Here is a 22,903-nt window from a genome sequence, read left to right as displayed (position 1 = left end):
GGGTGGCACTGCCCGATGCCTTTACGTTGTAAATTGAAAGATGAAGCTTTAAGGGAGGCCAGGCCCCGCGGGCCGGTCAGGTGAGGGTCGCGCGGACGGCCGCGTGGGCGGCGTGGCGCATGTCCGCGTGCAGGGTCGCGTTCGTGTGGCGGTCGGTGCGGGCCTCCACTATTCGCAGGCCCTCCCCCGCCATCACCTTCGGTAGGTCGGCCGCCGCGTCCAGCCGCCGGTACGGGACGCCGTGCGCCCCCGCCACCGCCTCCAGGTCCACCCGGTGCGGGGTGCCGAAGACCCGCTCGAACGACCCGGACAGGGCCGCCTGCGGCAGCAGCGAGAAGATTCCGCCGCCCTGGTTGTTGACCACCACGATCGCCAGGTCGGGACGCGCGTCCCACGGCCCGATGATCAGGCCGTTCTGGTCGTGCAGGAACGCCAGGTCACCCAGCAGCGCGTAGGAGCGGCCGCTGTGCGCCAGGGCCGCGCCCATCGCCGTGGACACCAGCCCGTCGATGCCGCTGGCGCCCCGGTTCGCCATGATCCGGATGCCGCGCCGGGGCCGCATCACCTGGTCCAGGTCCCGGATCGGCATGCTCGCCGCCGTGAACAGCAGCGACCCGCCCGGCACCGACGCCACCAGGTCGCGGGCCAGGCGCGGCTCGGTCACCTCGGGGACCGCGTCCAGGACTTCGTCGACCGCCGCCGACGCGGCCAGGTCGGCGGACCGCCACGACTTCAGCCATGTGTCGTCGCCCGACACCACCGGGATCTCGACCTCCGGCGCGACCTGCGTCGCCGACCGGACCGGGTCGGGCCAGTGCGCCAGGTCCGGGGCCAGGACGATGTGCTCCGCCGCGCGCCGCAGCAGCGACAGCAGCGGACGTGACAGCCCCGGCCTGCCCAGCGTCACCACCACCTCCGGACGGTGCCGCTCCACGAACTCCGGGACGCCCAGCAGGAAATGATGCGACGACAACGCGTGGTCACCGTAGCGGGCGTTGCCGTTCGGTTCGGCGAGCACCGGCCACCCGGCCATCGACGCCGCCGCCACGTACCGCTTCACGTTGACCGCGCCGTCCCCGACCACCAGCACGCCCCGGCGGGTCGGCGGCACATGCAGGACCGAGCCCGGCGTCGCGGCCCGGACCTTCGTCCACGCGCCGGTCTCGTCGCCGTCGAGCGGCTCGCACCACGAGTTGTCGCCGTCGGGGATCAGCGGCTCGCGGAACGCCGCGTTCAGATGCACCGGGCCCGGCACCGGCGCCTGCGCCAGGCCCCACGCCCGGCTCATCAGCGACCGCCAGTACGCCACCATCCCGGGACGGTTCTCCGGAACGCCGATCTCCGACGACCACCGCACGGCCGTCCCGTACAGCTTGACCTGGTCGATCGTCTGGTTCGCGCCTGTGTCGCGCAGCTCCGGCGGACGATCCGCCGTGATCACGATCAGCGGCACGCCCGACTCGTGCGCCTCCACGACCGCCGGATGGAAGTTCGCCGCCGCCGTCCCCGACGTGCACACCAGTGGCACCGGCCGGCCCGACCGCTTCGCCAGGCCGAGCCCCAGGAACGACGCGGACCGCTCGTCGATCCGCACGTGCAGCCGGAGCCGTCCCGCCTCCTCGGCGGCGTGCAGCGCCAATGCAAGCGGCGCCGACCGCGATCCCGGCGCCAGCACCGCGTCGGTCATGCCGCAGCGCAGCAACTCGTCCACCAGGACGGTCGCCAGCGCCGTCGCCGGGTTCACGGGGCCGCCTCGATCACCGGAGGGCCGTCCAGGTGCGCCTGCGCGTCGAGCGCCCGGCTCCGCCAGCCCGCGGCGGGCACCTCCCAGCGGCGCAGCGCCTCCTCGTCCACCACGGGCCGCCGCACCGGCAGCTCACCCGACACCGGCACCAGCGGATCATGGACGATGTCGCCCTCCAGCAGCGACAGCGTCCCCAGGCCGCAGGCGTACGGCAGTTCCGGCAGCGCGGCCGCCAGCGCCACGCCCGCCGCGAGCCCCACCGACGTCTCCACCGCGCTCGACACCACCACCGGCAATCCGCACGCCTCCGCGACCCGCAGCGCCGCCACGACGCCGCCGAGCGGCTGCACCTTCAGCACCGCGATGTCGGCGGCCTCGGCGGCCCGGACCTTCAGCGGATCCTCGGCGCGGCGGATCGACTCGTCCGCCGCGATCGGAACGTCCACGCGCCGCCGCACCAGCGCCAACTCGTCCAACGTCGCGCACGGCTGCTCGGCGTACTCCAGCCCCCACCGGTCCATCGCCCGGATCATCCTGGCCGCGTGGTCGACGTCCCACGCGCCGTTCACGTCGATGCGGACCCGGCCGTCCGGGCCGATCGCGTCGCGGACCGCCTCCACCCGAGCCAGGTCGTCGGCGTCGGTCTGCCCGCGTTCGGCGACCTTCACCTTCGCGGTGCGGCAGCCGGACTCCTTCGTCATCGCGAACGCCCGGTCCGGGCCGACGGCGGGGATCGTCACGTTCACCGGCACCCGGTCGCGCACCGGCTCCGGCCAGCCGTCGTGGGCGGCCTCCCGCGCCGCCGCCAGCCAGCGGGCGCACTCGGCCGGGCCGTACTCGGCGAACGGCGAGAACTCCCCCCACCCGGCGGGGCCCTCGATCAGCGCGCCCTCCCGCCGCGTCACACCGCGGAACCGCGTCCGCATCGGGATGGAGTACACCCGCACCCGCCAGACCCCCTGACCTGCCCGCCCAATCACCGTTTTATCGGATCACACCATGAGTTCGACCATTAGTAGTACCACGGGAAACGTGACCAATCGGGGTCGCGTTTGTCCAGGAACGAGTCGCGGCCCTCAGCCGCCTCGTCGGTGCCGTAGGCCAGCCGCGTCGCCTCGCCCGCGAACACCTGCTGCCCGACCAGACCGTCGTCGACCAGGTTGAACGCGAACTTCAGCATCCGCTGCGCCGTCGGGCTCTTCCCGTTGATCTTGCGCGCCCACTCCAGCGCCGTCGCCTCAAGCTCGGCGTGCGGGACGACCGCGTTCACCATGCCCATCCGGTGTGCCGCCTCCGCGTCGTAGGTGTCGCCGAGGAAGAAGATCTCGCGGGCGAACTTCTGCCCGACCTGCCGCGCCAGATACGCCGACCCGAACCCGCCGTCGAAGCTCGCCACGTCGGCGTCGGTCTGTTTGAACCGCGCGTGCTCCCGGCTGGCGAGCGTGAGGTCGCACACCACGTGCAGGCTGTGCCCGCCACCCGCCGCCCAGCCCGGCACCACGCAGATCACCGGCTTGCCCATGAACCGGATCAGCCGCTGCACCTCCAGGATGTGCAGCCGCCCCGCCCGCGCCGGGTCGATCGTGTCGGACGTCTCACCCTCGGCGTACTTGTAGCCGTCGCGGCCCCGGATCCGCTGGTCGCCGCCGGAGCAGAACGCCCAGCCGCCGTCGCGGGGGGACGGCCCGTTGCCCGTCAGCAGCACGCAGCCGATGTCGCTCGACATGCGCGCGTGGTCGAGCGCCCGGTACAGCTCGTCCACCGTGTGGGGACGGAACGCGTTGCGGACCTCGGGCCGGTCGAACGCCACCCGGACCGTCCCGTGAGCCACCGCACGGTGGTAGGTGATGTCGGTGAAGCCGAACCCCTCGACCTCTTTCCAGGCGTCCGCGTCGAACAGCTCCGAGACCATCGCGTCCTCGTCTTCCTCTCCGTCCGGGGGGTCGCGCCCGCCGGACCGCCGCGCACGACACCATTCAACAGCCCCCATGTTTGAACACGTTCAGCGGGGTCGTCTACCCTGATGAGATCATGGATCGCCCGCTGCACGCCGCCGTCCTGCCCCCGGGCCCGCACCTGTTCCGGGCGCTCGAGGCCGCCCTCGACGGCGGCCCGGCGATCTGCCCCCTCTCCCCCGACCTGCCCAAGCCCGCTCTTCGTGACCTGCTCGCCACCCTGGCGCCGGACGCCGTCCACACCTCGGACGGGCTCGTCCCGTACCGTTCCCGCGCCGGGCGCGTCCCCGTGAGCGCCGACACGGCCGTGCTGATCGCCACGTCCGGCTCCACCGGCGCCCCCAAGTTCGTCGAGCTGTCCGCCGCCGCGCTGCGGCACTCGGCCGCCGGGACCCTCGCCCGCATCGGCGCCGCGCCCGGCGACCGGTGGCTGTGCTGCGTGCCGACCAGCCACATCTCCGGCGTCCAGGTCCTGGTGCGGTCCCTCCTCACCGGGACCGAGCCGATCATCATGCCGCGCTTCGAGGTCGCCGCCGTCACCGCCGCGCAGAGTGCGGAGGGCGCGGGGGGCGCGCACATCTCGCTCGTCCCGACGCAACTGCGGCGCCTGCTGGACGTGGGCGCCGACCTGGCCCGGCACGGCGTGATCGTCCTCGGCGGCGCGGCGGCGCCGCCCGGCCTTCTCGCCGAGGCCCGCGACCGGGGTGCCCGCGTCGTCACCACCTACGGCATGAGCGAGACCTGCGGCGGCTGCGTCTACGACGGGACGCCGTTGCCCGGCATGCGCGTCGCGCTCGGCGAGGGCGGCCGGATCCGTCTCGCCGGGCCGTCCCTGTTCACCGGATACCGGGCGCGTCCCGGGCAGGCCACCGGGTCTCGGGACGGCGACTGGTTCGTCACCCAGGACCTCGGCGTCCTGGAGGGCGGACGGCTCCGCGTCCGGGGCCGTATCGACGACGTGATCAACACCGGCGGGGAGAAGGTCGTCGCGGGCGAGGTCGCCGCCGCTCTGGCCCGCCACCCGCAGGTCCGCGACGTCGTCGTGGTCGGACGCCCCGACCCCGGGTGGGGCGAACGGGTCACCGCCATCGTCGTCCCCGGCGCGTGCGGCGAGCCGAAGCTGGCCGAGCTGCGCGCCTTCATCCGCGAGACGATGCCCGCCCACGCGGCCCCCCACGAGCTGGAGCTGGTCGACGCGATCCCGCTGCTTCCGTCCGGGAAGCCTGATCGGGTGCGGTTGCGTTGTCCGGTTGACGGGCCCGGCGCCTTTACGCAGTAAGGTCCAGTTTGGGGGTAGGCGGTGTGAAACCGCCCACGTCGGGCACCTTGACCTCCTGGATCGCTCTTCCACGGTCCACCGCGGAGCGCCGATCACGGGCCGCCGGGAACAACGACCCCGTCGTGCGACGTTCCGTTAAGTGCGTGCGCCACGAGGGAACACGACCCGCGCCGCACTCACACCACCGGAAGGGAGGGGGGTGTCCTCATGCCGCGAAGCGCCGCAGAGACCCCGCTCACGGAGTCGACGAGCCCCGCGCTCGACGACCTCCTCATGCGTGGCCGTGCCCAGGGGCGCCTCTCACTGGACGAGGTGAGGGGAGCCTTCGAGTCGGCGGGCATCAGCCCGGCACGGGGCCGTTCCATCCTGCGCGAGCTGTCCGAGGCCGGCGTCAGCCTGGCCGGCGACTCCGACACCGTCCGCAAGATGGCCGCGGCCGCCGACCACGACGGCGGCGACACCGCCCAGGCCACGCCCGCCTCCGCCAAGCGCACCTCTCGCAGGGGCGCCGCCGCCCGCGCGGGCGGCGCGCGCAAGACCCGCAAGGGCGCCGCGAACGGCCCCGGGGGCGACGCGCCCCGCGCGGACACCGCCGACGAGGGGTTCGAGGTCACCGAGGTCGAGGCCGCCGACGCCGAGACCGACACCGACCTGGACGACCAGTCGACCGCCATGGGCGACTCCGTCCACACCTACCTCAAGGCCATCGGACGCCGCCAGCTGCTCACCGCCGACCAGGAGGTCGACCTCGCCAAGCGCATCGAGGCCGGGCTGTACGCCGAGTACAAGCTGGAGACCGAGGACCTGTCCGCCGCCCGGCGCGCCGATCTCGAATGGGTCGCCGCCGACGGGCACCGCGCCAAGGCCCACATGCTGGAGGCCAACCTCCGGCTCGTGGTGTCGGTCGCCAAGAAGTACTCCGACCGCGGCTTGTCGCTGCTGGACGTCGTCCAGGAGGGCAACCTCGGCCTGATCCGCGCCGTGGAGAAGTTCGACTACTCCAAGGGCTACAAGTTCTCCACGTACGCCATGTGGTGGATCCGGCAGGCGATCCAGCGCGGCTTCGCCGACTCGGCCCGCACCATCCGGCTGCCCGTGCACGTCCTGGAGATGCTGAGCAAGCTCAGCCGCGTCGAACGCGACATGCACCAGCGGCTCGGCCGCGAACCCACCCCCGAGGAGCTGGCCGTCGAGCTCGACAAGAGCCCCGAGCAGATCCGCGAGCTGCTGCGCACCAGCCGCCAGCCGATCAGCCTCGACTCCACCATCGGGGAGGACGGCGAGACCCGCATCGGCGACCTCATCGAGGACACCGACAGCCCCGAGGCGTCCGAACTGGTCGACCGGCAGCTCATGGCCGACCAGCTGCGCCGCACGCTCAACATCCTGTCCCCCCGCGAAGCCAAGATCATGGCGATGCGGTTCGGGCTGTACGACGGGACGCCCCGCACCCTGGACGAGATCGGCAAGGCGCTCGGCCTGACCCGGGAACGGATCCGGCAGCTGGAGAAGGAGTCGCTGTCCAAGCTGCGGCACCCCAGCAACGCGCATCCGCTGCTCGACTTCGCCGTCTGACACGCCTACCAAGGAGGGCCCCGCCGAACCGGCGGGGCCCCCCGTATTTCACGGGCTACCGGCACCCCGCCCGGCCGCGGACCGCGAACGCCAGGAACTGGGTGACCTCCTCGTCGCTGAAGTTGTCGTCGGAGCCCACCACGAGGGCGCACTCCCCCGACCTCAGCCGCGGCCCCCACCCTAGGGCCTCGAAGTTCTGCACGGGGTCGGCGTAGTCACCGAGGTCGGCGACCAGTCGTTTGGACACCGGACGGTAGCGCTGCCCGGCGGTGAGACTGTTCCGGCCCAGGACGTTCGTCGCGCCGCGCGTGTCGAACTCGTACAGCGCGACCTTGTAGCCCACGCCCTCGATCCAGGACCGCTCCAGCGCCAGGAACCGATGGTCGTCGACCGAGAGGATCTCCGACACTCCGCTGTCGGACGTCCCAGTCGACGGCACCGGCTCCGCGGGAAGGCTGTCGATGGGGTAGGCGTACTGCTCGCGGACCTTCCCGGCGCGGTTCCACAGCGTGAGACGCGACACGGCGCCGTGCTCCACGGTCGGCGGTTCGCCGTCCTCGTAGCGCGGGCCCTCGACCATCGCGGCGATCGAGTCCGACGTGAGCGTCACGCCCTCGAAACCGAAGTTGCGGCGCGGGCCGCGATGCTCGGCGGTCTGCTTCAGGCTCTGCGGGAGGGCCAGGCTCCAACGGAACCGGCCGTCGCGTCCCGCCCAGGTCAGCGCCAGGTCGGACACGGGGATGCCCTCGTGCGTCTCGTCCGGACGGTCGCCCTCGTTGCCCCACAGCACCCGGCGGCTGCGCGGGTCGTAGCGGATCGACTCCGGGTCGGCCGAGCCTTCCTTGGCGTATCCCGGGTAGGGCGAGCCGTCCCGCCGCCGCAGCGTGCTCACGCCGGTGAGCTTCACGCCGGAGAACGCGCCGGTCGCCGGGTCGATGTCGAGGTGCCCGGTGTAGAAGCGGGCGGGCTCGTAGCGCCACCGGTCATCGGAGATCATGTACCAGGTTCCGGTGCGCGGATCGCGGTCGATGCCCGACAGGCCCCCGACCGTGGTGCCCTCGAACTTCATCATGTGCGGGAGGCGCCGCTCCCCCAGGAACCGCGTGATCCGCACCCCGGCCCGCGCCGTCCCCGCCGGAGCGGCGGCATCGGCGGCCCCGGCCGCCAGCGCGGCCTCCCGGGTGGGGTTGGCGGCGTCCGCCGCCGGGTGCTCGTCCATGACCGCTGGGACGGCCGTCAGCATGAGGATCGCCGTCCCCGCGACGGTCGCGCGCCACATCGTCCGCTGCCTGTTCACCTGACTACCATCACCCTTCGCGTTCGATTGGGTTCTTTCCGTAGCAGGCTCAGTATCCAGCATCACCGTGGGTGACGGACGGATTTCTCGGTGCCGGTCGGTGTGGCGGGGTGTCACCTCGGCGTCGAACGCCATTCATTTCGCACGTTTGCCCAGGTCAGTGCGGCGTCTGGCGGCCGACTCCGGCAGCGGTGGCGGCCTTGACGATCTCGTGTCAAGCGTTGTCGACTCGTAAGATGGCCCTTTCGTCGCCATTCGCCCGATTGTCGAACGGATTCGCGGCGTCCCGGTGATCTTCCGGACGGATGCGGCCCCGGCCGCCGCACGCACCGGATCATGAAGCGAAGATCGCGCCTAACCTCGGTACATGCCCGACCTTGCCTACTACGCCTCACTGCCGCGCTCCCGCGGCGCCGCGGCGGCCCTGCTCCTGGACGACCTCGGGCGGGTCCTACTGGTCAAGCCCACCTACAGCGAGGGCTGGTACCTGCCCGGAGGGGTGATCGAGGCCGACGAGTCCCCGCTGTCGGCATGCGTGCGCGAATGCGAGGAGGAACTTGGTCTCGTCCCCCGCCTGGACGGCCTGGCCTGCGTCGACTGGGGCTCCCCCCGCGACGACGGCGTCGACGCCGTCAACGTGTTCGTCTTCGGCGGCACGATCACCGGCGCGGAGATCACCTCGATCCGGCTGCCGCCCGACGAGCTGTCCGACCACATCCTCGTCGCCCCCGAGAAGATCCCCGAGCTGGCGCCGGCGCACGTGTCGCGCCGGATGGACCCGAGCCTGCGGGCCATGGCCGACCGCCGCACCGTCTACCTGGAGGACGGACGCGAACAGCCGTTCGGCACCCGCATCACCACCGGACACCATATGAGCGGCCCCTGAACGGCCTCCGTCCGGAGGATCAGACGAGTTCCCGAGGGTCAGGCGAGCACGGCGTCCCTAGCCTGACGCCCCCGTTCCGGGTCCGCGACACGAGCGCAGTGGGCGCCGCAGTACCAGTGCCCGTCCACGTCCACACCGTGGCCCATGATGCGGCACTGGCATTGCTCACAGATCGGTGCCATCCGGCTGATCGCGCACTCGAACGAGTCGAAGGTGTGCACCTCGCCCTGCGCGTGCACCTCGAACGTCATGTCGTAGTCGTTGCCGCAGACTTCGCACGTCGCCATCAGTCGTGTCTCCGTTCCCCCGCCTCGCCTGGGCCTCCCCCGGCCCTATGACCGCTGACACGACCGCGAAACCCGCCACCCCGCCCGCGTGCAGGCCCGCCCGCGTGCAGGCCCCGCCCGCGTTCAGATGGAGTCGCGGGGTTCAGATGGAGTTGCGGCGGGACGCGCGCCGGACCCGCGTCCGTCCACCCGAGCCCTCCCCGCCCTCCGAGGCGCTCGGCCAGCGCGGCGAGCGGCCCGAGGAGCGCAGCACCGACTCCCACGCGTCCCCCGACGCCAGCGGCAGGTGCGGGACGCCCCAGTGCCACGCCGACACCAGCAGGTCCGGATCGCGCGGACGGTACCGCGCCCCGACGGCGCTCGCCATGTCCCAGGCGTGCAGATGCCACTCCACGCACGCCGCGCCCGCGTGGTCGCCGACCGTGTACTTGGTGCCCCGGTAGATCAGATGCGTCCGGTCCCACATGTCCGGCATCAGGTCGGCGTACGCCCCGGCGGACACCCCGAACGCCATGATCCGCTCCGGGCCCGGCTCCGGCGGCAGCACCGCCAGCTCCGCCGCGTTCTGCCGCGCCTGCTGCCTGATCAGCACCGCCGACGCCGCGTCCTGCGCGAACAGCTTCGCCAGGCGGCTGTCGGGCGCGTCCTGAAGGTACTCCAGAAAGTTCTCCGCGACGCAGCGCAGGTGACCGGCGAGATCGACCAGCCGCCAGTCGGCGCAGGGCGTCGGCGCCTCCCAGTCACCGACCCTTTCCGCCAGTTGCCGGATCGCCCGCACCCCGTCCTGATAGGACTCCAATACGCGGCACCGGTCCGGCGGCGTGCGCTCCACGTGACTTCCCCCCGAGTCCAGAGCACGGTGTGCTGCGCGGCGAGCCCCTCCGCCCGGACGCCGCCGCGCGCCGTCGCGGCCCACGCCCCGCGGCGCGGACCCCCGGCGTTCTCCCCCGAGAGGGCAGACTGTCAAAGTTCGGTGGCCGGTGCCACTCGATGACGCTGTGTCGCCCCAGCCGCCATCGGGCATGCCGCCGCACGCCGGCGCGGATTCGGGCGGGGGTTCAGCGCAGGGCGGCCGGGCGCGTCCTGAAGCTGAGCCGGTGCGCCTCGCGGGCGGTGCGCAGCCGGTCGACCTCATCGGTCCACGGCCGCACCTCGGCGCGCGCCTTGGCCTTGCGGTAGGCGATCTCCGCGGCGCGGCGCGTCTTGGCGTCCTGCGACTCGGCCGAGTACACCCGCGGGCCCATCGTGACCCGCTCGGACGCCTCCGCGGCGGCGAGCACTGCGGTCATCGTCTGGTCGAACGCGACGACGAGGTCGCGCAGGTCCGGCTCGGGCGTGTCGGCGCCCTGCGCGTCCCGCAGCGCACGCTCCGCCTCCCCGGCGGCCGCGAGCCGGTCCTCGTACTCGGCGGCCAGCCCCTGGTCGGCCTGGTACAGCTCCGCGACGTCCTCGCCCACCCGGCGGCCCAGCGGCATCGGTCACTCCCTCGGAGGTCGACTGTGTTCGATCCAGGAAAGCGTACGCGGACCATCGGCGTGTCGTGACGTCGGACACCCCGCTTCCGGCCTTTACGCAGTAAGGTCGGGGGTCCTATGGTTCGACAACCGAGCATCAACGCCCAGAACCGCGCGCCGCTGTCCACCGAGCGGATCATCGAGACGGCCCTGCGCATCGTCGACGGCCAGGGCCTCGCCCGGCTCACGATGCGCCGGCTCGGCGACGCGTTGGAGGTCGAGGCGATGGCGATCTACCATCACCTCCCCCGGGGCAAGGAACAGCTGCTCGACGGGCTCGTCGCGCATGTGGCGTCCGTGCCCGCCGACACGGGAGCCGCCGCGCGGGAGTCGTGGCGGGACGTCCTGCGCGCCTGGGCCGCCGACTACCGGACGCGGCTGCTCGCGCACGCGGGGGTCCTGCCCCTGGTCGTCACCCGTCGCAACCCCGCCGCGCTGACCACCACGGTCGCGTCGCTGCGCGAGGTGCTCCGCCGCGGCGGCGTCGCCGAGGACGCGGCCGCCGTCGCCGCGCACACCCTGCTCGGCTACGTCATCGGCCACGCCGCGCTGGAGGCCCGCGACACCGCCGAGGACGGCGCCGACCGGGCCATCGACTGGGAGGCGCGCTTCACCGCCGGGCTCGACCTCGTCATCGGCGGCGTCCGCTAGCGCCCGGTTCAGTCCTCGACGACGAGGACTTCCAGGTGGCGGGGGCCGTGCACGCCCTCGACGCGGACCATCTCGATGCCGTGGGTGGCGGACGGGCCGCTGATCCACGTCAGCGGGCGGAACGGGTCGAGCCGCCCCACCGCCTCCGGGACCGTCCCGACGATCTGGTCGGCGTGCACCACGCACAGGTGGTAGCCGGGGACGAGGGTGAGCGCCCGCCGTCCCTGCGCGCGGCCCCCGTCCAGGACGACCGTCCCGGTGCCCGCGACGGCGGCGGCGCAGCCGGTGACGACGGCGTCCACGGCGGCGAGCGTACCGGTGTCGACGGCCGGGGCGTCGGCCAGGGCCCGGACGCCGTCGAGTTCGGCGAGCCACCCGAACGGCACGTCCGCCGGGACGACGATCTGCTTGGCCTCCCGTCCCCACAGCGCGGCGGCGACGGCGGTGCCGACCTCGTCGGTGCTCACATGCCGGACGGCCGCCCGGTTGTCGGCGACCCGTTCGGTGAACAGCGCCAGCACGTCGGCCCGGGACCCGGCCTGCGCGTCGGGGAGCCGCCGGGCGTAGCGGCGCGGCACCGGCGGCGGCGCGGCACGGGACCCGCCGAGCGCCTCCCGCACCCGCCGCAGCACCTCCGCCCGCGAGTCACCGGGGCCGCCGTCCGCCGTCACGCTTGCCTCCGCGTCCACCAGGTGCGGAAGCTCTCCGACGGCGGGGCGGGCAGGTCACGCGCCTCCGTCCACTTGCCGAGCAGGCCGGGCAGGCGGCGGATCCGGCCGCCGCGTGACAGCAGCCGCGCCCATTTGGTGCCGCGCCTCAGTGCGGTCTCGTAGCGGCGGGGGTCGCCCATCGTCCACGCCATCCCACGCATCAGCGCCAACTCCGGCGTCGGGACGGGCCGCCGGCGCCGCGACTCGACCACCGCCCCGCGCAGCCGCACCAGCACCTCCGGAATGTCGATCTTCACCGGGCAGACGTCGGCGCAGGCGCCGCAGAGCGTCGAGGCGTACGGCAGCGACGCGTTCGCCGCGCCGCCGACGCCGTTCAGCTGCGGGATCAGGATCGCGCCGATCGGCCCCGGATACACCGGCCCGTACGCGCGGCCTCCCGCCCGCTCGTAGACGGGGCAGACGTTCGCGCACGCCGAGCAGTGGACGCAGCGCAGCGCGGCCCGTCCGACCTCGTCGGCGAGGGCCCGGGTGCGGCCGTTGTCGAGCAGGACGAGATGGAACTCACGCGGCCCGTCGCCCGGCGTCACCCCCGTCCACGACGACACGTACGGGGTCATCCGCTCACCGGACGAGGCGCGCGGCAGCAGTTGGAGGAACACCTCCAGGTCGGCCCAGGTCGGGACGACCTTGTCGATGCCCGCGACGGTGATGAGCGTGCCGGGGAGCGTGAGGCACATCCGCGCGTTGCCCTCGGACTCGACGACCACGACCGTCCCGGTCTCGGCGACGAGGAAGTTCGCGCCGGTGACCGCCACCGGCGCGCGCAGGAACCGGTCGCGCAGGTGGGCGCGGGCAGCGGCGGCCAGCGCGGCGGGGTCGTCGGACAGGCCGGGCCCGGCGGCGGGCATCGTCCGCCCGAACAGCTCCCTGATCTCGGCGCGGTCGCGGTGCAGCGCGGGCGACAGCGGGTGGGACGGCTCGTCACCGCCCAGCTGGACGACGAGATCGGCGAGCGCCGTCTCCTGGACGGCCACGCCCGCCCGCGCCAGCGCCACGTTCAGGCCGATCTCGCGGGTCGTCGCCGAGGACGACTTGACGACCTCGTCCGCGCCGATCGCCCGCACCAGGTCGGTGACGACGCGGCGCGCCTCGGCGGCGTCGGCTGCCCAGTGCACGGTGCCGCCCGCGCCGGTGACGGCACGCTCCAGGTCTTCCAGGTGGGCGTCGAGGCGGAGCAGCGTCGCCTCCCCGATGGCGCGGCCCGCCTCGCGCAGGTCGTCCCAGTCGTCGGTGGCGGCGACCGCCTCGGCCTCCCGCTCACGGGCCGCCGCCGTCGCGCCGCGCAGGTTGCGGCGCTGGCCGGTGTCGGCCAACGCGGACCGCGCGGCCGCCGCGAACTTCGGCATCGGCAGCGGGACCGGCCCGCTCGTCCCCGAGGTGGAGGGCGTCGTCCGCGGGGAGGAGGGCGTCGTCCGCGGGGAGGAGGCCGTCACGCGGGCCCCGTCTCGGCGAGGATCTCCGCCAGGTGCATGGCGCGGACGCCGCCGCGCAGCCGCGACAGCGCGCCGCCGATGTGCGCGAGGCAGGAGTTGTCGACCGCGCAGATGACGTCGGCGCCGGTGTCGCGGACGTGCCGGACCTTGTCGGCCACCATCGCGACCGACACGTCGGAGTTCTTCATCGCGAACGCGCCGCCGAACCCGCAGCACTCCCCCGCCGCGGGCAGCTCCACCAGGTCGAGGCCCCGGACGGCGCGCAGCAGCCGCAGCGGCCGGTCGGCGACGCCGAGCGTCCGCGCGGACTGGCAGGACGGGTGGTAGGTGACCCGGTGCGGGAAGTACGCGCCGACATCGGTGACGCCTAAGACGTCGACGAGGAACTCGGTCAGCTCGTAGACGGCGAGGCCCTCGGCGGCGCGGGCCAGCTCCGGGTCGTCGGCCGTCCGCGCGACCCTCGGGTAAGCGTCGCGGATCATCGCCGCGCAGGACGCCGACGGCGCCACCACCGCCTCGGCACCCTCGGCCGCCGCGTCCTGGAACACCGTCGTGTAGGCGCGGGCCAGGTCGGCGGCCTCACGGTGGTAGCCGGTCGTCCAGTGGATCTGGCCGCAGCACGTCTGCCCCGGCGGGTAGGAGACCTCGTGCCCGAGCCGCTCCAGCAGCGCGGTGACGGCCTTCCCGGTGCCCGGGAACAGCGCGTCGTCGAAACAGGCGACGGACAGGGCGACCCGCACCGGCCTCACTCCCCCCACGCCTCGCAAAGGCCGTTCCCGCCGAACATCGTAAGGGTTTCACGCGCTGACGGCGTGTCGTTCTCCGTCCGTTGTCGTGGCGGGGAGACGCTGTGGCGTGGACCTCGGGGTGAGGCGGGTCACAAATCCCGGTACTCCGGTACCAACGGACAACCGTCCCAACGGGCTATGGCCGGGGGCTGCGAACCGTTCCACACTGAGAGGCGTCCTATAGGAAAGCTCCACGACCTACCAGTAGTTGAACCGGAGGCACGCCGATGTGCCCGCACCAGCCATCCTGTCCCTCGCACGACGCACCCGACCGCGACGCCGCCAGAACACTGGCCGCCCACCCCGAGCAGGGGTGGAGCCTACTGTGCAACGGCGTCGTGCTGTTCGAGGACACAGGTGAGCTGCTGCCCGACGGGGGAATCATCGCACCGCACCGGCCGACGGACCCGCTGGCTCCGTCCGCCGCCTGAACGACGTCCACGGGGGACTAGTTCAAACGGGTGATCATCCTCGGGGGCACAGTCACCTGCCCTTGACCGCCGGGCCCGCCCGGGCCCGGGTACCGGACCGCCGCCACGACCTTTACGGGCCGCCCGTTCGCGCCGGACGGGCCGCCCGACCCCGCCTCTTCTTCGCGGCCCCCGCCCATTTCCGCAGCCATGGTTCCGCCGCCCTCCCGACCGCGGCGGGGTCCCGGCTCAGCTCGTGCCGCTCCCCCGCCAGCACCGTCACCTGAGCCGCGTCGTCGGCGTCCGGCACGCCGAACGGGTCGCGGTCGCCGTTGACGACCAGCACTTGCACCCCGGCCGATCGCAGCTCGTCCACGCGCGTCTTGGCGGGGTTGCGCGGCGGGTGAAGCGGGAACGCCAGCGCGACGACTCCCACCGCGCCGGCCGCCGTCGCCGTCCGGCACGCCACCCTGGCGCCGTTGCTCCGGCCGCCCTGGACGAGCGGGACGTCCCCGAACCGTTCGCGCAGGTCGCCGACGATGTCGAGCCACGCCTCGTCCTGCTTCATGGCCGGGCCGGGCGCGCGGCGCCCCGCGAGCCGGAACGGCTGCGTCACCCGCGCGACCGCGCCGCCGAGGCCGAGCGCGACCTCCCGCACGGCGAGCAGGTCGGGCGCCTCCACCCCCCCGTTCGACCCGTGCGTCAGGACCAGCAGGAACGCCGGGTCGCTCACCTCGTCGACCAGCACGTCCGCAGGGCCGTGCGCCGTCGCGACCTCCATCCGCCCACCGTATCGGGCAGCCTCACGGCCCCTGGTGTTGACTGGGGCTCATGGAGAAGATGACCGACAGTGAGTGGCGCGCGTTCGTGTCCGAGGGCACCCGCACCGGCAAGGCGGGCGTCACCCGCAAGGACGGCACGCCGCACGTCACGCCGATCTGGTTCGTCCTCGACGGCGACGACGTCCTGTTCAACACGCACCGTGACAGCCTCAAGGGCCGTGTCCTGGCCCGCGACCCGCGGGTGACCATCTGCGTGGACGACCAGACGCCGCCGTACTCCTACGTGACGCTCGAAGCGAAGGCGTCCCTCATCGAGGACCCGGACGAGACGCGCCGCTGGGCGACCGTCATCGGCGGCCGCTACATGGGCGCCGACCGCGCCGAGGAGTTCGGGGCCCGCAACGGCGTCCCCACCGAGTATCTGGTCCGCGCCCGCATCACCAAGGTCATCGCGGAACGCGCGATCGCCGGTTAACGGTCGGGAAGCTCCGTGGCGCCCATGGCGAGGCGCAGGCGTTCGGCGAAGCTCTCGCGCAGCAGCGGACCCCACGGGTAGTCGCCCGGGACCGCCACCGCCTGGTCGAGCGCCTCGTCGGCGTCGCCCGGCCGCCGTTCCCTGCCGTTACCCGCCTGCCGAACGGCGAGGACCGCGTACATGTGGTCGAGGGCGCCGAACGCCTCCCCGGCGAGGGCGGGGAGCGTGCCGTCCGACACCGCCTGCTCGACGACCGGCTCCCACCACAGGTCGGCCGGGTCGCCGTCGTCGTCGCCACCGAAGTCGCGGCGCAGCCGGGCCCGCACCTGGGCCGCCGACCCCGGGTCGGACAGACCCCGCCGCCACACCTCGGTGGCCTCGGCGCCACGCCCGCGCAGCGGAAGCGTCCGCGCAAGCAGCTCGGTGGCGAGCGGCCCCACCTCGGCGTCGGACGGCTCGTCGCCGAGCGCCGCGCCGAACGACCCGATCGCCTGGTCGAGGTAGGCGATGCCGAGCGCGACGGCGAGCCGCGCGTGTGCGTACGGGGCGGCGTCGCGGTCGATCAGCTTGAGCCCGGCGGCCAGGATCCGCTGCGCCCGCGCGGGCTCACCGCGTTCCAGCAGCCGCTGCGCGAGGTCGTGCGCGGCGGGCGGCCCGTACTCGGCGTCGCCCATCGCGATGGCCGCCTCCCAGTGGTCGCGCGCCGCGTCGAACTCGTCGGCGTCGTCGGCGAGCCGGGCGAGCGCGAGATGCGCGGGCGGCAGGTACGCGGGGTTGCCGAAGTCGACCACGGCCCGCCACGCGGGCGCCGCCAGCGCGTACTCCCCGACGCGCTCGTGCGTGAGGGCCAGGTGGTAGGCGGCGCGCGCCCCGTACTCGGGGTCGCCGGTCGAGATCGCGACCCGGTCGGCGTTCCGCGCCCGCTCCACCTCGCCGACGTCGTCGAGGACGACCGCCAGCCCGAGCGCCGCCTGCGCCCGCCACGCCGTCTCCCCCAGCTCCAGCACCCGCTCGAACAATGCCGCCGCCCGCTCGGCCGCACCGTTCTCGGCGAGGTTCCGCGCCTCCTCGCACCACTTCGCCGGATCGTCGGCCGTGCTCATCGCGTTTCTCTCCTCCTTCGGGCCCTGGGGGCCCTCCATCGTCGGGAAACGCGGCGATCGCTGGCATCGCTCCGACTCGCCTCGCGGCTCGCTGCGCGATCGGGTTCTCGCTTCGCTCGAACCCGGCTTCGCACACGATCGCGCGGACGTGTCGCGTTGGCCGCTGAGGACGACGTGCTGACGCGGCCGTCATCGTATCGCTACCCGGACCCGTGGACCGGGCATGTGGAGATCTGGTCCTCGAAGGCCGCTCAGTCTTCGAAAGCCTCGGGGGGCGGGCAGGAGCAGATGAGGTTGCGGTCGCCGTACGCCTGGTCGATGCGGCGGACCGGGGGCCAGTACTTGTCCTCGCGGAGGGCGGGGACGGGGTAGGCGGCCTCCTCGCGGGTGTAGGGGTGCTTCCAGTCGTCGGAGACCAGGCAGGCGGCGGTGTGCGGGGCGCCCTTGAGGGGGTTGTCAGCCGTGTCGTAGCCGCCGTCGGCGACCCGCTGGATCTCGCGGCGGATCTCGATCATGGCGTCGCAGAAGCGGTCGAGCTCGGCGAGGTCCTCGGACTCGGTGGGCTCGATCATCAGGGTGCCCGCGACGGGGAACGACAGGGTCGGGGCGTGGAAGCCGTAGTCGATGAGGCGCTTGGCGACGTCCTCGGCCGTGACCCCGGTGTCCTTGGTGATCTTGCGGAGGTCGGCGATGCACTCGTGCGCGACCAGGCCGTTGCGGCCGGTGTAGAGGATCGGGTAGTGCGGGGCCAGCCGGGCGGCCAGGTAGTTCGCGGCGACGATGGCGCTCTCGGTGGCGGCGGTCAGCCCGTCCGGGCCCATCATCGCGATGTACGCCCACGAGATCGGCAGGATGCCCGCCGAGCCCCACGGGGCGGCGGAGATCGGGCCGACGCCGGTCTCGGGGCCCGCCTCGGCGCGCAGCGGGTGGTTCGGCAGGAACGGGACGAGGTGCTCGCGGACGCCGATCGGGCCGACGCCGGGCCCGCCGCCTCCGTGCGGGATGCAGAACGTCTTGTGCAGGTTGAGGTGCGACACGTCCGACCCGAACTCGCCGGGCCGGGCGAGGCCGACCAGCGCGTTGAGGTTGGCGCCGTCGACGTAGACCTGTCCGCCAGCGGCGTGCACGGCCGCGCACACCTCGGTGATCGACTCTTCGAAGACCCCGTGCGTGGACGGGTACGTCACCATGATCGCGGCGAGCCGGTCGCCGTGCTTGTCGAGCTTGGCGCGCAGGTCGTCCAGGTCGACGTTGCCGCCGTCGTCGCACTTCACCACGACGACGCGCATCCCCGCCATGACGGCGCTGGCGGCGTTGGTGCCGTGCGCCGACGACGGGATCAGGCACACGTCGCGGCGCTCGTCGCCCCGGGACGTGTGGTACCCGCGGATGGCGAGGAGCCCGGCGAGTTCGCCCTGCGAGCCCGCGTTCGGCTGGACCGACACCTTCGCGTATCCGGTGATCTCGGCGAGCGCGGCCTCCAGCTCGCCGATCAGCTCCAGGTATCCGGCGGCCTGGTCGACGGGCGCGAACGGGTGGACGTTCGCGAACTCCGGCCAGGTGATCGGCTCCATCTCGGCGGTCGCGTTCAGCTTCATCGTGCACGACCCGAGCGGGATCATCGACCGGTCGAGCGCGACGTCCCTGTCCTGGAGCCTGCGCAGGTAGCGCAGCATCGCGGTCTCGGAGTGGTGCGCGTGGAAGACGGGGTGGGTCAGGTAGGGGCTCTCACGGCGCAGCGCGTCCGGGATCGCCTCGTCGGCCCCGGCGGGCTCGTCGGCGCCGAACGCGGCGAGGACGGCGGCGACATGGGCGGGCAGCGTCGTCTCGTCGCAGGCGATGCCGACATGGTCGGCGTCCACGGGCCGCAGGTTCACGCCGCGCTCCAGGGCGGCGGCGACCACCTCGGCGGACCGTCCGGGGACGCGGGCGAGGACGGTGTCGAAGAACGCCTCGTGGACGACCTCGACCCCGGCGGCGCGCAGCCCGGCGGCGATCTCGGTGGCGCGGCGGTGCGTCCGCTGCGCGATCGCGGCGAGCCCCTCGGGGCCGTGGTAAACGGCGTACATGCCCGCCATCACCGCGAGGAGGACCTGCGCGGTACAGATGTTGCTGGTGGCCTTCTCACGGCGGATGTGCTGCTCGCGGGTCTGCAACGCCAGCCGGTACGCGGGCGCGCCGTCGGCGTCGACGGACACGCCGACGAGACGTCCGGGAAGCTGCCGCTGGATGCCCTCGCGGACCGCCATGTAACCCGCGTGCGGGCCCCCGAACCCGTACGGGACGCCGAACCGCTGCGCCGAGCCCACGGCGATGTCGGCGCCGGACTCCCCCGGCGGCCGCAGCAACGTCAGCGCGAGCAGGTCGGCGGCGACGACCGCCTGCGCGCCCCGCTCGTGCGCCTGCGCGATGACGGGCTCCAGGTCGCGGACGACGCCGGACGTACCCGGGTACTGGAGCAGCACGCCGAAGAAATCGCCGTCCGGCAGCCCACTGGACAGGTCGGCGGTGACCACCTCGATGCCGAGCGGGACCGCCCGCGTCCGGATGACCTCGATCGTCTGCGGCAGCACGTCGACGTCCACGAGGAACGTTCCTGGTTCCTTGCGCTTCGAGACCCGGTGCGCCAAGGCCATGCCCTCGGCGGCGGCGGTCGCCTCGTCCAGCATGGAGGCGTTCGCGACCGACAGCCCGGTCAGGTCGGCGACCGCGGTCTGGAAGTTGAGCAGCGCCTCAAGCCGCCCCTGCGAGATTTCCGGCTGGTAGGGCGTGTACGCGGTGTACCAGCCGGGGTTCTCCAGCACGTTCCGCATGATCACGCCCGGGGTGATCGTGCCGTGGTAGCCGAGCCCGATCATGGACGGCAGGACGGTGTTGCAGGCGGCGAGCTCGCGGAGACGGTCCAGCGCCGCCGTCTCGCTCAGCGCGGGCGGCACGTCCAGCGGCCGGGACGTGCGGATCGCGGCGGGCACCGCGTCGTCGATCAGCGCCTCGACACCGGAGTAGCCGATCGCGGCCAGCATCCGCGCCTGGTCGTCCGGCGACGGGCCGATGTGCCGGTCCGCGAACGCGGCGCGTGGATGCTGGGGAGAGGCCACGGGAGCGAAGAACTGGCCGGTCATGGAGAGCCTCCTGGCTGCTGCGGTCGCTCAGGTCCGCCGCCGTGCGCTCGGGCCGGCGGCCGGTCTCCCCCTCTGTCATGGCACCTGAGAGCTTCACCCGCGACGCGGGATTTCCCCTTCGGTGAGCCGCCTTCCCCGGGTGGGGGAAACGACGCCTGCTTTCCAGAGGTGCCTCGTCCGCGCGGTCCTTTTGCCTGAGAGGTTCCGGGGAGGTTGCCCCTTCGGCGCCCCACGCTGGCGGCGTGGGGACTCTCCCGCACAGGGTCGACGGCATGTCCTGCACAAACCCTACCCAAAGATCCGTTCCGACGATCACCCGTCCTCCAGCCCTGCCGCGGGTGGTGGGGCGGCGGCCAGTAGCATGTCCATGCTCACCTGGGACGGGCCTCCGGGCGACGCGGGGACGGAAGTGGGGGCGGCGGTAGGGCGTGACCCAGACCCACGACGACGCGGCGCGGTCGCCGCACGGCGACGCCGCGGGGGTGCCCGTGGACGAGCCCGCCCAGCCGGACCGGATCCGCCGCACGTCCGACGCGATCCGCTTCGTGGCGTCGGTGGTGGGGCTGGCAGCGGTGATGCTGCTGGTGTCGATCGCCCAGCAGACGACGCACGGCCTCGAAACCGACATCGCGGAGGGCACCGCGCACGCGCCCCGGCTGCTGTTGTCGCTGGCGACGCTGGTGTCCAGCTTCGGGGTGCTGGCCGTCCCGATCGCGTTCGGGGTCGAACGGGTGTTCCACAAGGACGGCACGCGCGTCGCGATCGCGTTGCTCGCCGCCGCGATCGCGTTCGGGATCACGGTGAGCCTGGACGACCTGGTGGTGCGGGCGGCGCCCGGCGGTGTCCTGGACTCGCTGATCTGGGGCGGCACGGAGACGGCGCCGGTGCACACCGACATCGCCCCCGTGATCGCGTTCGTCACCGCCGTCGGGATGGCGGGCCGCCTGCGCTGGCAGGCCGCGACCTGGGCGCTGATCGGGCTGGCGGCGCTGACGGGCCTCACCGCGTCCTACGCCTCGGTCGCCGCGCTCGCCGCCACCTACTTCCTCGGACGCGCCATCGGCCACGGCACCCTGTACACGGTCGGCACTCCGAACCCTCGTCCCTCGGGCCGAGCCGTCGTGGCGGCGCTGGAACGCCTCGGGCTGCGCGCGCGACGGGCCGCGCGCCTGGACGAGCCCACCGGCGACGCCGAGGAGGCCCGCGTGTACGGGGCCGTCCTCGACCCCCGCCGCCGCGCGGGCGACGACTGGGACGTGGAGTTGCGGGTGCTCGACCGCGACCAGCAGACGGCGGGCCTGCCGTACCGGGCGTGGCGGCTGCTGCGGCTGCGCGCGACGACGACCGGCCGGGCGCTGCGCTCGCTGCGCCGCTCCCTGGAGCAGGAGTCGCTGATGGCGTACGCGACGGGCGCGGCGGGCGCCCGCACGCCGCGCCTGGTCGCGACGTCGGAGGTCGGCACGGAGGCGGCGCTGCTGGTCTACGAGCACGTGCCGGGCCGGCGGCTCGCGGACGTCCCCGACTCCGAGATCACCGACGCGCTGCTGACGGACGTGTGGCGCCAGTTCCGCGCCCTCCAGGCGGGACGGCTCGCGCACCGGCGGCTCCAAGAGGGCGCGGTGCTCGTCGGCGCGGACGGCCACGCCTACCTCACCGACCTGCGCGCCGGGGAGATCGCCGCGGGCGACCTGGCGCTGCGGCTCGATCTGGCGCAGCTCCTCACGACGCTCGCGCTGCGGGCCGGTCCCGAACGGGCCGTCGGGACCGCCGCCGCCATCCTCGGCGAGGAGGCGCTGGCCTCGGCGGTGCCGCTGCTGCAACGGGTCGCGCTGTCCCGGGAGACCCGGACGGCGCTGCGGCACAACCGCGACCTGCTCACCCGCATCCGCGAACAGATCGTGCGCCGCAAACCCGAGACGGCGGTCGCGCCCGCCAGGCTGGAACGGTTCCGGCCCCGGACGATCTTCAGCGTCGTCGCGCTGTCGATCGCCGCGTACATCGTCATCCCGCAGGTCGCGAGCCTGGACATCGGGACGATGGCGTCCACCGCGAACTGGACCTGGGTCCTCGTCGCACTCGGCGCGGCCGCGCTCACCTACGTCGCGGCGGCGTTCATGCTGATGGGGTTCGTCCCCGAAAGGCTCCCGCTCCGCCGGACGGTGCTGGCCCAGCTCGCCGCGTCGTTCGTGAAACTCGTCGCGCCCGCCGCGGTCGGCGGCGTCGCCGTCAACACCCGCTACCTGCAACGGTCGGGGATGCGGCCGGGCGCCGCGGTCGCGACCGTCGGCGCGTCACAACTCGTGGGATTGGTCACACACCTACTGCTGCTGACCCTGTTCGGGTTCCTCACCGGCTCCACGTCGCAGGCGACGCAGAACCTGGCGCCGTCCCGCGCCGTCGTCATCGCCGTACTGTCACTGGGGCTGCTCGCGGGCCTGACACTGACCGTGCCGCGAGTCCGCCGCGAGGCCGCCACACGGCTGAAGAGCATGTTCTCCGGGGTCGTGCCGCGCCTGGTGGACGTCCTGCAATCCCCCACGAAACTGACCACCGGCCTCGGCGGGACGCTGCTGCTGACCCTGTCGTTCGTACTGTGCCTGGACGCCTCGATCCGCGCGTTCGGCGGATCACTGCCCCTGACGTCCGTCGTGGTGGTGTACCTGACCGCGAACGCCGTCGGCTCCGCCGCACCCACGCCCGGCGGCCTCGGCGCCGTCGAGGGCGCCCTCACCCTGGCGTTGACGATCTCCGGCCTGTCCGCGGACACCGCCACGTCCGCGGTCCTGCTCTACCGGCTGCTCACCCTGTGGCTGCCTGTCCTGCCCGGCTGGGGGGCGTTCGCCTACCTCCAGCGCAAAGAGGCGCTGTGAG

Annotated in this window: 20 protein-coding genes and 1 riboswitch; of the genes, 7 read left to right on the top strand and 13 right to left on the bottom strand. The window is 73.4% G+C overall.

Features of this window, described 5'->3' with window-relative positions; translation table 11 throughout:
* Positions 1-76: 76 nt before the first annotated feature.
* The 3 genes from menD to ABD808_RS05485 form a co-directional block, all read right to left on the bottom strand.
* Entirely contained in the window at positions 77-1,744 is a 1,668-nt protein-coding gene (gene menD / locus ABD808_RS05495; protein ID WP_344890782.1) for a 2-succinyl-5-enolpyruvyl-6-hydroxy-3-cyclohexene-1-carboxylic-acid synthase, read from the bottom strand.
* Complete coding sequence (locus ABD808_RS05490) at positions 1,741-2,691, bottom strand: o-succinylbenzoate synthase (protein ID WP_344890779.1); 951 nt, start codon at positions 2,689-2,691, stop codon at positions 1,741-1,743. Before ABD808_RS05490 ends, menD begins: the two co-directional genes overlap by 4 nt.
* A gap of 65 nt (positions 2,692-2,756) precedes the next feature.
* Complete coding sequence (locus ABD808_RS05485; RefSeq protein WP_344892838.1) at positions 2,757-3,656, bottom strand: 1,4-dihydroxy-2-naphthoyl-CoA synthase; 900 nt, start codon at positions 3,654-3,656, stop codon at positions 2,757-2,759.
* Positions 3,657-3,775: 119 nt separating this feature from the next.
* Between ABD808_RS05485 and ABD808_RS05480 the strand changes: the two genes are divergently transcribed.
* Together ABD808_RS05480 and ABD808_RS05475 are read left to right on the top strand one after the other, a co-directional pair.
* The gene (locus ABD808_RS05480) at positions 3,776-4,978 is read left to right on the top strand and encodes an AMP-binding protein (RefSeq protein ID WP_344890776.1); all 1,203 of its coding nucleotides are present in this window, start codon (positions 3,776-3,778) and stop codon (positions 4,976-4,978) included.
* Positions 4,979-5,185: 207 nt separating this feature from the next.
* Complete coding sequence (locus ABD808_RS05475) at positions 5,186-6,553, top strand: RNA polymerase sigma factor (protein ID WP_344890773.1); 1,368 nt, start codon at positions 5,186-5,188, stop codon at positions 6,551-6,553.
* A 55-nt stretch (positions 6,554-6,608) separates the two neighbouring features.
* On the opposite strand, the gene ABD808_RS05470 is transcribed toward ABD808_RS05475, so the two are convergent.
* Positions 6,609-7,850: an esterase-like activity of phytase family protein gene (locus tag ABD808_RS05470; RefSeq protein ID WP_344890769.1), complete on the bottom strand. Its 1,242-nt coding sequence runs from the start codon at positions 7,848-7,850 to the stop codon at positions 6,609-6,611.
* Positions 7,851-8,217: 367 nt separating this feature from the next.
* Between ABD808_RS05470 and ABD808_RS05465 the strand changes: the two genes are divergently transcribed.
* Positions 8,218-8,736: an NUDIX domain-containing protein gene (locus ABD808_RS05465; RefSeq protein ID WP_344890766.1), complete on the top strand. Its 519-nt coding sequence runs from the start codon at positions 8,218-8,220 to the stop codon at positions 8,734-8,736.
* 38 nt (positions 8,737-8,774) lie between these two features.
* Here ABD808_RS05465 and ABD808_RS05460 read toward each other — a convergent pair whose 3' ends face one another.
* The 3 genes from ABD808_RS05460 to ABD808_RS05450 all read right to left on the bottom strand — a co-directional run bounded on the left by ABD808_RS05460 (position 8,775) and on the right by ABD808_RS05450 (position 10,498).
* Positions 8,775-9,023, bottom strand: a complete 249-nt coding sequence (locus ABD808_RS05460) for a hypothetical protein (RefSeq protein WP_344890763.1) — start codon at positions 9,021-9,023, stop codon at positions 8,775-8,777.
* A gap of 142 nt (positions 9,024-9,165) precedes the next feature.
* On the bottom strand, positions 9,166-9,855 hold the full coding sequence (locus ABD808_RS05455) for a maleylpyruvate isomerase N-terminal domain-containing protein (RefSeq protein WP_344890760.1): 690 nt from the start codon (positions 9,853-9,855) through the stop codon (positions 9,166-9,168).
* Positions 9,856-10,081: 226 nt separating this feature from the next.
* On the bottom strand, positions 10,082-10,498 hold the full coding sequence (locus ABD808_RS05450) for a plectin (protein ID WP_344890757.1): 417 nt from the start codon (positions 10,496-10,498) through the stop codon (positions 10,082-10,084).
* Positions 10,499-10,615: 117 nt separating this feature from the next.
* On the opposite strand from ABD808_RS05450, the gene ABD808_RS05445 reads away from it, so the two are divergent.
* Positions 10,616-11,188 carry a TetR/AcrR family transcriptional regulator C-terminal domain-containing protein gene (locus tag ABD808_RS05445; protein ID WP_344890754.1) on the top strand — a complete coding sequence of 191 codons (573 nt, stop codon included), beginning with the start codon at positions 10,616-10,618 and terminating at the stop codon, positions 11,186-11,188.
* An 8-nt stretch (positions 11,189-11,196) separates the two neighbouring features.
* Here the strand turns inward: ABD808_RS05445 and ABD808_RS05440 are convergent, their stop codons facing one another.
* From ABD808_RS05440 to ABD808_RS05430, 3 genes are all read right to left on the bottom strand, one after another.
* On the bottom strand, positions 11,197-11,859 hold the full coding sequence (locus tag ABD808_RS05440; protein WP_344890752.1) for a LutC/YkgG family protein: 663 nt from the start codon (positions 11,857-11,859) through the stop codon (positions 11,197-11,199).
* On the bottom strand, positions 11,856-13,265 hold the full coding sequence (locus ABD808_RS05435; RefSeq protein WP_344892835.1) for a lactate utilization protein B: 1,410 nt from the start codon (positions 13,263-13,265) through the stop codon (positions 11,856-11,858). The genes ABD808_RS05440 and ABD808_RS05435 overlap by 4 nt, the downstream gene beginning before the upstream one ends.
* A gap of 83 nt (positions 13,266-13,348) precedes the next feature.
* A complete protein-coding gene (locus ABD808_RS05430) occupies positions 13,349-14,092 on the bottom strand; it encodes a (Fe-S)-binding protein (RefSeq protein WP_344890749.1) in 744 nt (247 codons plus the stop codon).
* Positions 14,093-14,367: 275 nt separating this feature from the next.
* Between ABD808_RS05430 and ABD808_RS05425 the strand changes: the two genes are divergently transcribed.
* Complete coding sequence (locus ABD808_RS05425; protein ID WP_344890747.1) at positions 14,368-14,571, top strand: DUF5999 family protein; 204 nt, start codon at positions 14,368-14,370, stop codon at positions 14,569-14,571.
* A 112-nt stretch (positions 14,572-14,683) separates the two neighbouring features.
* Here ABD808_RS05425 and ABD808_RS05420 read toward each other — a convergent pair whose 3' ends face one another.
* Positions 14,684-15,331 (bottom strand): alpha/beta hydrolase family protein, encoded by a 648-nt coding sequence (locus ABD808_RS05420; protein ID WP_344890744.1) that lies wholly within the window; start codon positions 15,329-15,331, stop codon positions 14,684-14,686.
* A 50-nt stretch (positions 15,332-15,381) separates the two neighbouring features.
* On the opposite strand from ABD808_RS05420, the gene ABD808_RS05415 reads away from it, so the two are divergent.
* Positions 15,382-15,807, top strand: a complete 426-nt coding sequence (locus ABD808_RS05415) for a PPOX class F420-dependent oxidoreductase (RefSeq protein WP_344890742.1) — start codon at positions 15,382-15,384, stop codon at positions 15,805-15,807.
* Here ABD808_RS05415 and ABD808_RS05410 read toward each other — a convergent pair.
* Positions 15,804-16,910 (bottom strand): tetratricopeptide repeat protein, encoded by a 1,107-nt coding sequence (locus tag ABD808_RS05410; RefSeq protein ID WP_344890739.1) that lies wholly within the window; start codon positions 16,908-16,910, stop codon positions 15,804-15,806. The genes ABD808_RS05415 and ABD808_RS05410 overlap by 4 nt on opposite strands.
* Positions 16,911-17,161: 251 nt before the next feature.
* Complete coding sequence (gene gcvP / locus ABD808_RS05405) at positions 17,162-20,032, bottom strand: aminomethyl-transferring glycine dehydrogenase (RefSeq protein ID WP_344890737.1); 2,871 nt, start codon at positions 20,030-20,032, stop codon at positions 17,162-17,164.
* 172 nt (positions 20,033-20,204) lie between these two features.
* Positions 20,205-20,299, bottom strand: a riboswitch (glycine riboswitch).
* Positions 20,300-20,460: 161 nt separating this feature from the next.
* Between gcvP and ABD808_RS05400 the strand changes: the two genes are divergently transcribed.
* Positions 20,461-22,902 (top strand): flippase-like domain-containing protein, encoded by a 2,442-nt coding sequence (locus ABD808_RS05400; protein ID WP_344890734.1) that lies wholly within the window; start codon positions 20,461-20,463, stop codon positions 22,900-22,902.
* The last annotated feature ends 1 nt before the right edge of the window (position 22,903 follow it).

The organism is Actinomadura meridiana (assembly GCF_039537545.1).
Lineage (GTDB): Bacteria > Actinomycetota > Actinomycetes > Streptosporangiales > Streptosporangiaceae > Spirillospora > Spirillospora meridiana.
The sequence above is the reverse complement of the archived record's forward strand: the minus strand, read 5'-3'. Positions and strand labels throughout refer to the sequence as shown.